11 protein-coding genes are annotated in these 11,997 nt (G+C 50.3%); all 11 read right to left on the reverse strand.

Annotated features, from left to right (window positions below; genetic code table 11):
• Window positions 1-99 precede the first annotated feature (99 nt).
• Window positions 100-756 (reverse strand): class II glutamine amidotransferase, encoded by a 657-nt coding sequence (locus MESINF_RS02315; RefSeq protein ID WP_169698352.1) that lies wholly within the window; start codon window positions 754-756, stop codon window positions 100-102.
• 2 nt (window positions 757-758) lie between these two features.
• Entirely contained in the window at window positions 759-1,358 is a 600-nt protein-coding gene (gene pdxT, locus MESINF_RS02320; RefSeq protein WP_169698353.1) for a pyridoxal 5'-phosphate synthase glutaminase subunit PdxT, read from the reverse strand.
• 3 nt (window positions 1,359-1,361) lie between these two features.
• Window positions 1,362-2,240 carry a pyridoxal 5'-phosphate synthase lyase subunit PdxS gene (gene pdxS / locus MESINF_RS02325; protein ID WP_169700766.1) on the reverse strand — a complete coding sequence of 293 codons (879 nt, stop codon included), beginning with the start codon at window positions 2,238-2,240 and terminating at the stop codon, window positions 1,362-1,364.
• Entirely contained in the window at window positions 2,230-3,558 is a 1,329-nt protein-coding gene (locus MESINF_RS02330; protein ID WP_169698354.1) for a nicotinate phosphoribosyltransferase, read from the reverse strand. Before MESINF_RS02330 ends, pdxS begins: the two co-directional genes overlap by 11 nt.
• Before the next feature lie 182 nt (window positions 3,559-3,740).
• The gene (locus MESINF_RS02335) at window positions 3,741-4,709 is read right to left on the reverse strand and encodes a hypothetical protein (protein ID WP_169698355.1); all 969 of its coding nucleotides are present in this window, start codon (window positions 4,707-4,709) and stop codon (window positions 3,741-3,743) included.
• Window positions 4,706-5,857 carry a DUF4097 family beta strand repeat-containing protein gene (locus MESINF_RS02340; protein WP_169698356.1) on the reverse strand — a complete coding sequence of 384 codons (1,152 nt, stop codon included), beginning with the start codon at window positions 5,855-5,857 and terminating at the stop codon, window positions 4,706-4,708. Before MESINF_RS02340 ends, MESINF_RS02335 begins: the two co-directional genes overlap by 4 nt.
• Before the next feature lie 12 nt (window positions 5,858-5,869).
• On the reverse strand, window positions 5,870-6,232 hold the full coding sequence (locus MESINF_RS02345; protein ID WP_169698357.1) for an SHOCT-like domain-containing protein: 363 nt from the start codon (window positions 6,230-6,232) through the stop codon (window positions 5,870-5,872).
• An 8-nt stretch (window positions 6,233-6,240) separates the two neighbouring features.
• Entirely contained in the window at window positions 6,241-6,615 is a 375-nt protein-coding gene (locus MESINF_RS02350) for a DUF2089 domain-containing protein (protein ID WP_169698358.1), read from the reverse strand.
• A 181-nt stretch (window positions 6,616-6,796) separates the two neighbouring features.
• Window positions 6,797-9,253: a glycoside hydrolase family 2 protein gene (locus MESINF_RS02355; protein ID WP_169698359.1), complete on the reverse strand. Its 2,457-nt coding sequence runs from the start codon at window positions 9,251-9,253 to the stop codon at window positions 6,797-6,799.
• 77 nt (window positions 9,254-9,330) lie between these two features.
• The gene (locus MESINF_RS02360) at window positions 9,331-10,542 is read right to left on the reverse strand and encodes a family 1 glycosylhydrolase (protein ID WP_169698360.1); all 1,212 of its coding nucleotides are present in this window, start codon (window positions 10,540-10,542) and stop codon (window positions 9,331-9,333) included.
• A 44-nt stretch (window positions 10,543-10,586) separates the two neighbouring features.
• The gene (locus MESINF_RS02365; RefSeq protein WP_169698361.1) at window positions 10,587-11,972 is read right to left on the reverse strand and encodes a cellulase family glycosylhydrolase; all 1,386 of its coding nucleotides are present in this window, start codon (window positions 11,970-11,972) and stop codon (window positions 10,587-10,589) included.
• Window positions 11,973-11,997 lie beyond the last annotated feature (25 nt).

Consider the following 11,997-nt stretch of genomic DNA (forward strand, 5'->3'; position numbering starts at 1 on the left):
CGATTGTTTTATGAGTACGAGAGTGATGTGAAGGGATTGTCATAGTCGTCGTCGAAGAACAAAGCTCCTGGCTACGCGACGAAGAACCGCTCTTTCGGTTTACAGAGCCAGCAATTCTCCGTTGGTGATTTCCCTAGATCCGGCCGGTAAATCGGAAAAGCTTTCCACAGGTTCGCTCGCGACTATTTTAATGCCGTCCCTTTCGTAAAGGTAAAGTCCGTGGTCGAGGTCGTTTTTCTCCGCGTTCATTCTCAGTACCCAGATGCTTTCGAAATCTGTCAGAAAAGCGTTGAGCGAAGTGTAGCGAAAATTGTCCGCCACGAAATTGGCAGCCCTGCCAAGCGCCTCTGCAGGGCTGCGCCTTTCCATGTGGTTCAAAACAAGTTCGAAATATCTCTGGGTATCGATCGTTCCGGGAATGCTGGCAAAGTCGAAGATCGTCCCATTATGGCAGAAGGCGTAGCCTTTTCCCCTTACCACACCGTAAAAAGGGTGGACATGGTCGGAGTTGACAGCATATCCCGTGGAGGCTTTGCGTGCGTGTACGATTCCCAGCCTGCTTTCGATAAGCGGCGGCGTGTCTTCCCAGATGGACCTAACGGAGTTGTATCCCAACCTTGCGTCTCCGGCTATCGCGAGACCGAAGCCATCTCCGTGCGGGTTGTTCAGACCGTCTCTGGCCATTTTCCGAAGTATATCAACGATCCAGAGTGGTTCAATTTTAGTCGGGCTCTTGAAAGCCAGCATCCTGCACATGATTACATCCGGGGTGTAGCATCCTCTATGCTGTTGCCCACCATGTCCAGAAAGTATCTCTGGAGTCTTACGTCGTCGGTCAGCTCGGGATGAAATGAAGCGGCTATGATGTTTCTCTCTCTGACTAGCACGGGAGTTCCCCCGAAACTGGCCATCACTTCGACCTCTTTGCCGGTGGTAGCGATTTTCGGAGCCCTTATGAAAACGGCCCTGAAGGGAACGTCTCCAAAGTAGTTAACATACAGATCGGCCTCGAAGCTGTCAACCTGCCTGCCGTAACCGTTTCTCTCTATCGTGACATCGAGAACGCCCAGGGTGTCCTGTGCGGGGTAGTTCTCTATTCCCCTAGAAAGGAGGATCATACCGGCACAGGTGGCGAATACCGGCATGCCAGAATTTATACTTTTTCTGAGTGGTTCCCAGATTGCAAATCTCTTCAGTAGCTTCGTCATGGTGGTCGATTCGCCGCCGGGCATTATCAAAGCATCAACTGCTTTGAGTGCGTCGCTATCTCTTATCCATACGGCCTCATGACCGAGCTTCTTAATTACAGCCAGGTGCTCTTGAATATCTCCCTGAATACCGAGAACTCCGATTTTCAATTTTTACCAGCCTCTCTCTTCCATCCGGACTTCGAGCTTGCCGATCTCCAGACCTTCCATGGCTTCTCCCACATCTTCGGAGATCTCCGCCAGTCTGTGCGGGTCGTTGTAGTATAGAACGGCTTCGACTATGGCTCTGGCCATTTTCGCCGGATCTTTCGATTTGAAGATGCCCGATCCCACGAACACTCCGTCACAGCCAAGCATCATCATGAGCGCGGCATCGGCCGGTGTGGCGACTCCGCCAGCCGCAAAGTTGACCACCGGGAGTCTGCCGAGTTCCCTTACCTGGCTCAGTATTTCGACCGCAGCCCCTATCTCTTTACCGTAGTGGACGAGCTCGGCATCGTTCATCATCTGAACTTTTCTAACTTCTTCGTTAACGGTTCTCATGTGCTTTACCGCCTCTATTATGTTTCCCGTGCCGGCCTCACCCTTGGTCCTTATCATGGCCGCACCTTCGGATATTCTTCTGACGGCCTCTCCGAGGTTTCTCGCGCCGCAGACGAACGGCACTGTGAAGAGTCTCTTATCTATGTGGTACCTGTCATCGGCCGGTGTTAGAACCTCCGATTCGTCGATGAAGTCAACGCCAATGGCTTCCAGTATCTTTGCTTCGGCGATGTGTCCTATGCGGGCTTTGGCCATCACCGGAATGGAGACCGCCTCCATGATCTCTTTTATAAGGCCGATCTTCGCCATCCTGGCGACTCCGCCTTCTTTTCTTATATCGGCCGGTACTCTCTCGAGCGCCATAACTGCAACTGCTCCGGCTTCCTGAGCGATTTTTGCCTGCTCCGGATTGGTAACATCCATGATTACGCCGTTTTTGAACATCTCGGCGAATCCTTTTTTCACCGTCCACGTTCCCTTAACTTCCATGTTCAACACCTCTCTCTTTATTTTCATTCCAGTAATCGCTTTCAACACGGGATAACCTCGAAAGGTCTCCCTTTCCCCTTCCGACTTTTGCACATGGCCGACCATCGACTTCCACGATGTCCGCTGTGAAGTCGAGTTTTTCCTTCAGAAGAGACGAGCCCACGCCGTAAACGTCGGCCGGTACTTCGAGTTTTTCGAAGAGATCGATCTTCTCGGCTGTGAATCCACCGGAGACGACTATTTTCAGGCCATGCATACCGTTTTTGTCGAACTCTTCTCTGGCTCTCCAGACGAGCTCCGGACATACCCCGAGCGAGGACTTGTCTTTGGGAACCACCGATTTATCCCTCAGGCTGCCAGACGTATCGAACCTCACGCCCCAGATTCTGCCCTTTCCCGCGCCTATAACGGGCGAAGGGTCTGTCTTACCAAGAATGAATTCCCTCCCGGTTAGGGCAGTGTAAGCCTTCGCCACCACATCGTAAGTGGTACCTATCACGTCGTTGTTCCAGTCAACCAGGACTATCCTGTTCACTTTTGAGTCAATGTATTTGTCGAACTCCAGAGCCGCCTGTGCCGTGTCGCCACCGTAGACGGCTATTAAAGCGTGTGGTATAGTTCCCATGCTCTCGACGCCCCAGTAGTCGGCATTGGCGTCGGTCGATACACCGAAGGCGCCAGCTTTGAGAGCGGCATATCCGTCGGTAGCCTGGGTCCAGAAGTGATCGAAGCGTGCGCTGAAGAAGAGGATCTCTTTTCCCCTCGCAGCCCTGACGACCGATTTAACGGCCGTCGCAGTCGAAGAGGCCCTTGCGATGACACCTAGAAGTATGGTCTCAAGATATCCGAAGTAGCGCGGATCGCCTTCTACTGTCATTATCGGTTCCATATCCCGGGCTTCGTCACCGTCGTACAGGGCTTTAACATCGAGCTCTTCCCATTTATCCCGCCAAAGATCGTTCAATTTCATCTTGAGATCCCACTTCCTTGAGGAAAGCTCGACAAGCGCCTCGCGATCCATGTCCCATGCGGCGTGGTTTATCAGCTTTTCGACTTCGAGTATTTCTTCGAAAAGCCTTTTGGCGCGTCTCTCATCGGAATAGTAACCGGTTCCGAACCTCAGTATCGCCAGCGCTTCATCGATGCCGACGACGGTGGCATCCCTTCTGGGAAAAAACTGGTAAAGCACTCTGGTATTCTTGTTTGCGCATTTCAAAACTTCGACAAGCCTTGTGAAGTATTTGTCCGAATAGTAGCCAGCCCTCATCTTGTCGATGGGTACTTTGAACACTCTGGGATCGAGCCTGAGCCTCTCCATAGACGCCCCCTACATATTTATGTCAATCGCCTTCGACTCAACATCAAAAGACACCGGAAAAGAACCCCGGTAACCTGATTATATAATAATAAGATAGTTTCGGCTTGTTAGTTTTGTTAATTGCATCGGGTCGGAGCGATCCAAAAGAAAACCGGCCTTGCGGCCGGGCTTCTGCTTTTCTATCATATCCAGTCGATAGAGATTTTCGACATGTCAGATTTGACGTTGATCTGGCAGGTAGATATTGCGCGATCGATGTTGGTAGACACATAGCCCCTTTCTCTCTCCATAAGGTTGTTGAAGTTGCTCCAGTTGAGTTCGCCTTCGTGGACTATGCTTATGCCGACATCCTTGGGAACTCTTATGTTGAGGGAGGTTACCTCGCAATCGATGTCTATTATGCAATCTCTGAGCGCCGATGGAATTATTGAGAGTCTAGATAGGGAGGTCTTCACCCTGGCCCTGTCAAGGTTGAGGTTAGAAAAATCCAGCACCGTGTCGGCACCATCCAGGTTCGCCTCAAACCTCAAAAGGGGCTTGGGGCTTATTTCCATGTTCATTCTCGATTTCGAAAGAACGCTTGATACACCGGCCTTAGCCTTACATCTGGCTTTCAGAGTCGCCCTGTTCTTGTCCATGTTGTACTGCAAGTTGCCGTTGAAACTCAATTTATCGAAACTTATATTCGCATCTATACCGTTCGAAGAGTTGTCCATCAGAAGAACCTTGGTCAGGTTGGCCTCTACCTCCACATCGATCTCTCCGAACTCTTCGGGACGGGAGATGTTGACGGTTTGACGCGTCGAGGAAGGCTCTTTGTCCGCTCGAAAAAAGCTCTTTCTGAAAAGCACCACTATTCCCCATCCAACTATGTATGAACCTATCATCGCGACCACCAGTTCCCAGAAGCCCCATCCTCTGAAGTTCTTTATCACGTTGAAGCCGATCAAAAGATCTACAACGAGAATCGCTCCGAAGATCAGGCTCCCCATGTGCTCGGCCTTGAATCTCCTGAAGACCTTGAAACCGTTGTACAGGAAAATTATAGCTAAGAAGATCTCAACGGCGAAGGAGAAGCTGGGTAGCACGTGGGTGACCGACAGAATTATGAGTAACCCCAGGAAGATCGCCACTATCGCGCCGAACTTCACTTTTCATCACCTTCCTTTTTTTCAAGTGATTCCGGTGGTTCGGGTGGTTCCGGTGGTTCGGGAGATGGTGGGACTCGAGGAGGCTCGTGCCATTCGATTTTATCGTCTATTTCTTCGACGGCCTCTATAATCTTCCCGTCTTCGCTTTCTTCATAGCCTGATTCTTCTGGTTTTCGGGCACGCCTGGCCTCTTCGTCGACCCGGAGCATATCTTCTATTTCGACCGATGAATAGCCGAGAATCGAAAGCATCTCAAAAGCGTAATCCCTCGTCAGCTTGCCTTCTTCGTACAATCTGACTATCTTGCTGGTCTCCCGGTCCTGAAGGTTTTCATCGATGCTTGAGACCCTCTCGGTCTTTTTAGCCGCCACCGGTTCGCCGTCTGCCTTCTGCTTAACTTCTTTTGCGGGTTTGCCACCATAGGCTGTGCTTATTACGAGATCGCCGGAAACGCTGCTCATCTTCAGGTACTCCTGTGGCTGACCTTCACTTGTGCGGTAGTGCTTTTTCTCGACTTTGATCAGTTTGATATCGGAATTTATGTCCCCGCTGACAGAGGAAATCGCGGCATCGACCTTCGGCTCGCCAGAATAAGAAACGTAAACGTCTCCGCTAACCGAAGAGATGCTGGTTTCTCTCTCCATGGGCGGCAATCCTTTGATCGTGAGATCTCCGGATACGGAGTTGAACTTGCCCCTGCGATAGTTTGAAGCAATGAAAGAGAGATCGCCGCTCACAGTGTTCAAATTGAATTCGGAGGCCGAGCAACTCTCGATCATGGTGTCGCCGCTCACGTTGTTGACTTTGAGCATCCGCAGTTCGAAATCGGCCAATCTTATATCCCCAGAGGCGTTGTTCAGATCGAGTTCGAGGATATTTCTGGGTACCTGGAGCCGTATGTTTTCAACTTTAGCCTGTACATCGAAGAGGTTCTTGATGAACGGAATGCTTATATTGACACTCCTCTGAAATCTTATATGGAGTTTACTGCCGGATCTGTCGGCTTCGGGAACATAATCGTTCGTAGAGACACTCACGAAGGCCACGATGTTGCCCTGCTCGACAAGCTCGACTTGAATATCGGCACTCGCGGCACTTACCTTCAAAGCTTCTATACCGGCGCTGTCAAATTCGAATTTCTTCTCCATGATAATTCCCCCTCAATCCTCTATCCTTATCGTTATTCTCCTGCCGTCCGTTTCTATTTCGACGCTTTCTCCGGTCTTTATTACTTCTTCAAGCACTTCTTTGATATTCATGTCGATCTTCTCGTTCCCGATCTTGAAGTCGGCGTCCTTTTCTTTGATGAAATTTCCAACGAAACTGGCCAGCCTGACGGGAAGTTTTATGTTCGCCTCTATCTTGCCGCTGTTCATATTGAACACTTCTATGTTGAACTTTCTTTTGGATCCTGTCGTACTGTACGTTTCCACAAATTCTCCAAGAAGATCCGTGCCCTGCTCGGGAGAAATCTTTCCGTCAGCCACGAGCTTCAGGATTTTAGTCACCTCGGCCTTATCCATGTAATCACCTACTTCTTCTTTCTCACTTTTCTGAGCATCTCAAGAGCCTCGTCTGGCTGCAACTCTCCCGACTCGAGTTTCTCGAGTATCTTGGAAGCCTCTTCGCGGTCCTTATCCACCACCTGGTAGCCCATTCCACGCACTATGTCTTCCAGCCTGTTCCTGGCCGTCGGATACGAGATATCCAGTTCCTTTTGGACTTCGGAGAGATTTCCCCGGTTCTTGATAAAAACTTTCAAAAAATCCAGCTGTTCGGGCGAGAGCTTCATTATATCGTCCAGCTCGAACCTCCCCTTTATACTGGTTCCACAACTATCGCACTTGTACTCTGTGATCGTCATCTTTCCCCCACAGACGGGACAGTTGGTTATAGAGTATTTCATCGATGCACCTCCAAAACATGAGTCGATTCAACAATTGTTCTCAGCTGTGTTCATTATACAACTTAAAACTTGAAAAGTCAAATATGTACTTAAATATATTTAAGTCCACTTCAATTTATTCGAAGCATCGTTGAGTAATTTACATAGGTGCATTGAAATCCCCGTCTGTGAGTTTCGAGCCTCAATACTGAAGAGTTTCGAGTTGCCTGAGAAGCAGATTTCCCTGCGGAGTGGAGGGATCTATATTCATGGTCGTGATGAACCTATGACCCTCCAGCATATCTAGATAACCGTAAAATCCGGCCAGCCAGCCGTATGTAATTCCTATCAGTCTCCTCGAAAAGCCTTCGCTCTCGATCATTGGCCGACCGGCTATCAGCCCCGCGTGACACTTTCTGAAGTGACCACCCGGAGCAAAGGCGGAAAGATCTTTTGCGTTCCAGAATATCCCACTTATCCAGTCTCCCGAAAGGAGACCCTCTTTCTCCACGGTTCTGGCCGAATAAGGATTGATACCAATGTTCATTCCGGGTCTCTCTAGTACTAGGACGGTGTTGTCTTCCAATTCTAAAGGACCGATTTCCGAGGTCTTAATCAGTTTAAGCTTTGCTTCCCCCCGTTTGCAAAGCAGGAGCGGAACGATGGAGACGGCCCTCCCGACGCGAACGGTCAACGCTCTCACACCCTCGTTCATGGAAGACGTATCTAGCGACAGGGTAACCGTCTCTCCCTCCAAACCGTCTATCCTGCGCTCGATAAAAAGGCCGTCGGACTCCACGGATATCGTTTCGCCATAAAGTCTTTTCAAAAGCCTTACCAGAAGCCTGGCCTCCTGGCCCAGCCAGAGCGTGTCGTTCTCAAGATACGCCACGAAGAAGTCGTTTTCGAGTAGCGCACCGAGCCTTTCTGGGGGAAATTTGAAGTCTCTATCGAAAGTTAAAAGTCCGTTGCACTCCCAGAAAATATCGCTCGACTCCGTTATCACGAATCCGCGTATCCTATCGTGAAGCCTTATTTTATCGATCTCCATCCTCAAGTTTTCTAGCTGATTCTCAACCGATATTTCGAAGAGCTCGTCGTACGAATACTCCCGAGCAATTTCACTGGCCAGAAATCTTTCGCCCGCCCCCCCGGGATGGGTCATGGCTACATTTTTAAAGATGTGGGAAAACCAGTGAGGCCAGTCTCCCTTCTCGAGCCATTTCTTCGGAGGCAGCGACCAGTTTCCGAACTCCGAAACCAAGAGCGGTTCTTCCACGAAGTTGTCTCTGTACTCTCGCAGATAGAAGGATGCCGGGTCGTTAGAGTAAGACTCTATCAGAAAATTCCAAAGCGTTCCACGGTCTATCGAACTCGCATAGAAGTGGTAGTCGTTCAGATCGCTCTTCAGGTGGTAGTTGCCCATGCAGGCCGAGTTGTCGGTGAAGACAATAGAAGGGTAATCGCGCTTCAATTCGTCGAAGCTTCTCGCAAGCCAGCCTGCCTGTTCCCGATCGGTTAGATCTATCCCCCACGACTCGTTCATAATCGAATAGACGCACAGAGAAGGATGGTGGAGGTCGCGCTCGAGCGCTCCCCGTATAGTTTCGAGGAGTTCCAACGAGCCGGCGGGAGAAAAATCGTCGAAATAGGGCGAATCCTGCCAGACTAGGAGCCCGATTTCGTCGGCGAGATCCATATAAAGCGGATCCGGTACTTTTACGTGATGTCTCAAAGTGTTAATGCCCATTTTCTTCAATTTACGGAAGCTCTCGCCCAGGTACTCCCTGGAAGGCACTGTGTAAAGAGTTTCGGGATAGAAGTCCTGATCCAGTACACCCTTGATATAGAAATCCCTCCCGTTGAGAAGGAGACGGCCTGAAGCTGTTTGGAAGTCCTTGAACCCGGTTCTGACACTCAACCAATCGTGGATGCCCCTCGAGCTGATCTCCAGAACGAGATCGTAGAGGTTCGGCTCTCCGGGTGACCACGGAAGGACTCCGGAAACAGGTAAATCGATTTCATTCGAGACCGCCTTTTTCGAAGAGATGGTGTCTCCTTTTCTATCCAGAAGCGTAAGCACCGCTCCGTCGATAATGAGATCGGTATTGAAACTCACGCGAACCCTTCCTTGAAGGTAGGAAGCCTCTATCTTCAAGTCGTGTATATAGACTTCAGGTCTCTCTTCGATCCATACGCTCTGCCACAAACCGGAGATGTTTGTGTACCAGTTGGGCTCTCCGTTCTGTTTCCCGTGGGGAATTTTACTATTGTCCAGAATTCCTCCGCCGATTGGATCGAAGACAAGAACCTGGAGCCTATTGTTGTCTAGAATCAATTGGGTTATCTCGAATTCGAATGGCAGGTATCCCCCGATGTGCTCACCGAGTTTCTCGCCATTGAGGAATACTTTACAGAGATAGTCAACCGCTCCAAAGTGAAGAAAATAGCGCCTGCTGTGCCGCTTCGCAAGCTCGAAGCTCCGTTCATAATAAAGGTAGAACTGCTCGCGTGTCACGACGGGGAAGTACCTTTCGACACAGGCGGGAACGTCGATCGTTCTTACCGGTTCGACCTTGGCCAGATCTTCCGGCTCGCAGCCGAAGATATCGAACCGCCATTTTCCGTCCAAGTTTATTCTTTTTCTTCCGCTTCGCATCTTGGCTTACCTGCTTTCATCTATTTGTGAAGAACTCTATCGATTTTACCTCATAGCGGGGAAAGATTCCCGTGCTTTCAAATTCCTTTCAGGTCTTCCTCCATAACTCTTGCAAGCTCGCCTTTTCTTCTCTCTAACTCCCTGCCCGGATTCATTTTAAGCTGTATGAATCCCATGGGTTCAAGATAAGACTCCGCCGGAGCGGTACCGTACCGGTAGTCCCAGTTGATCAGATCCATTGCCGGGAACCATGTATATCCCCCCAGATTCAGGCCTTCACCCAAGAGATCCTCAAAGAGCTTCCTGGATTCTCTCCACCAGCGTATCTGGTGATCGGGTTCGCCATTGATGCTGGTTTCGGTGAGAAAGATCGGGCCACCGTATCTTCTGTGATAGCTCAAAACCAACTCTCTCAGATACTCTACGCCCCCGTAGTGCGGCTGTGTCTTGAGATCCTTTCCCGATCGGAAAACTCTGTAAACGCTGAGCTGAGGATAGTAGTTCACTCCAAAGCCATTTACCTCAATTTTTCTGGTTAAGAACCAGTCAAGGTCGGAGTAGGACATCCCGTTTCTCCTGAGATAGCCGATGAGCGGATGATTGTTGTTGACCAGCCCCTGTACCAGATCGTAGGTGACATACCTCAATTCGTTCATAAACGCCACCGTTTCGGCCAGATCGGGATCGTTGCTGAAAAAGATGCCCGACGCCTCGACGTGCAGCGCAAAGGCATCCGGCAGTTCGCGTTTGATCGACGAGACCGTTTCTACGATTCCCCTGGCCGTGGCATTGAGCAGCTTTACAAAGCCATCGTCTCCCTTCAGATATGGGGGCCATACGGAGAGCTTTCCGCAGAATTCCTGCGTTATGAAGGGTTCGTTCATGGGAGTGTAGTATTTGAGGAAATCTCTGTACCTGTTCATAACGGTCAATTCGTATTCGGCCATCAACAGAGGAAAGTCGTTGTTTAGGAAGCCGTTGTCAATCCAGCCGGGCGTACCGTAGTGAATGAAATCGACGATCGGTATCAGACCGATCTCTCTCATGAAATCGAAGACCCTGTCGGTCCAGGAAAAATCGTACCTGCCTCTTTCGGGGTTAACCGTGTACCAGGGAATTCCGTACCTGACGTATTTGAAGCCCGTGTCGGAGATGCTTCTCAGATCTTCCTTCCAGTGAAAGTAGTGCTGAGTCAGTTCGTATTCGTCCAGTGGTCTCGCCGAGACTCTATCGGTCGCACTGACGAACGTATCTTCTATGCCCGTTATCCACATGAAATCTCTTCTCACTCAATCACCGCCTGTGTTCCTTTTGTTTCTTGAAGATAGGTCCTTCATTCAACTTTATAGATCTTGTAAGCGAAACTGCCGTGGTCTATATCCAGCCCTATATTTGTCCGGAGCGGAAATTCGAAATCTAAGAACTCCGCCGGTTGCGAGTCGTACCCTTCGGAGATGTGCCAGATCTCCATTCTGTATTTGCCCTGTTCGAGTCCCTTAAGCTCCAGCGTCACCACGCCGATCTTCGAACTCGACATGGCCCAGCCGATCAGTTCTCTCAAATTTTCGTAGTCGTTTCCGCTGCAAGTGTGAAAGGTTTTTCCCCCGGAAAGTAGAGAGATCTCCATATCCAGGTTAACTCCCTTGAAATTCAGCCAGTCTATACCTCCCGAAGCGATGAACCTCGAGATGGAAGAGAGTACCCCGAGAAGACGATCGGGCATCATGTGCGGAGAAGTGTAGGGCCAGCGCAGACCCGTGCCGGTTCCTCCGCTGGCCAGATGCGACCAGGAAAAGGCCCTGTAGCACTCCGCATCGAAGCCTGTCGGCTGGGGCCAGCGGTCGATCGGTCCGCTTTCGCTGTCCATGAAGGGAAGAGAGTCGCCGAAGAGATAGTTGTGATAGTTTATATTGGCCGAAACGTCTCTTGCAATCGCCAGAGGATCCGATGGATTCTTCACTGTATCGAAGTAGAAGTGGGTAGTGAAAAAATCGATGTAATCGAATCTGTAAAGCTTTCCCGCCAGCGTACCCGTCAGTCCGGGCCTAGCCGTGGAAACCGTCAGGAGGTGGGTGTCGCCGTACAGTTCCATCTCCAGCTCACGGATAAAGGCCGACATCTCTCCCAGCCACTCCCGTGCTTCGTTCCCGATCGTATAATCGGCCTTGTAGAATACATGACCGTACCAGAGTTCTATCTCGTTGTTTAATTCCCAGGCCAGTACCCTTTCGCTGGAACCGTACCTCTCAACAATGAACCTGAAACGCTCCTTCTGCCATGGCTTGACCTGCGGATCGGTCAAAAATTGGCTCAAGGTCTTTATCGGTCCCCCGTTCGCCTCGTTGTAGGGGTTGACGTCCCAGTTTTCGTACATCCAGAAGGGATCCCAGGGAGTTACGATTAAATAGATGTCGTACTTTTCGGCCAGTCTGAAGATCTCGTCCCAGATCTTTATTACGGAATCGTTGTACACTCCGAGCGGTTTTTCCAGGAGAGAGACTCCCGACCTGTCCTGGGCGTATTCGAGCATTATTCTGAGCGTGTTGACACCGTAGGAGGAAAGTTTCTCGAAGTACTCTTCGGCGGCCGAAATGTTCCCGTAGCTCAACGATATAAGCGAAGGCCACGTAATCGCGTCGTTGAATCCGACGGGGACCAAGACCTTTCCGTCGTGCTGGAAGTACTTCCCCCCTGGCGAAACTTTCACAAAAGATGCCATACACACCACCGCAATCATTAGCGTA

Origin of the sequence: Mesotoga infera (assembly GCF_900157305.1) — a bacterium.
In the GTDB taxonomy this organism is placed as follows: Bacteria; Thermotogota; Thermotogae; order Petrotogales; family Kosmotogaceae; genus Mesotoga; species Mesotoga infera.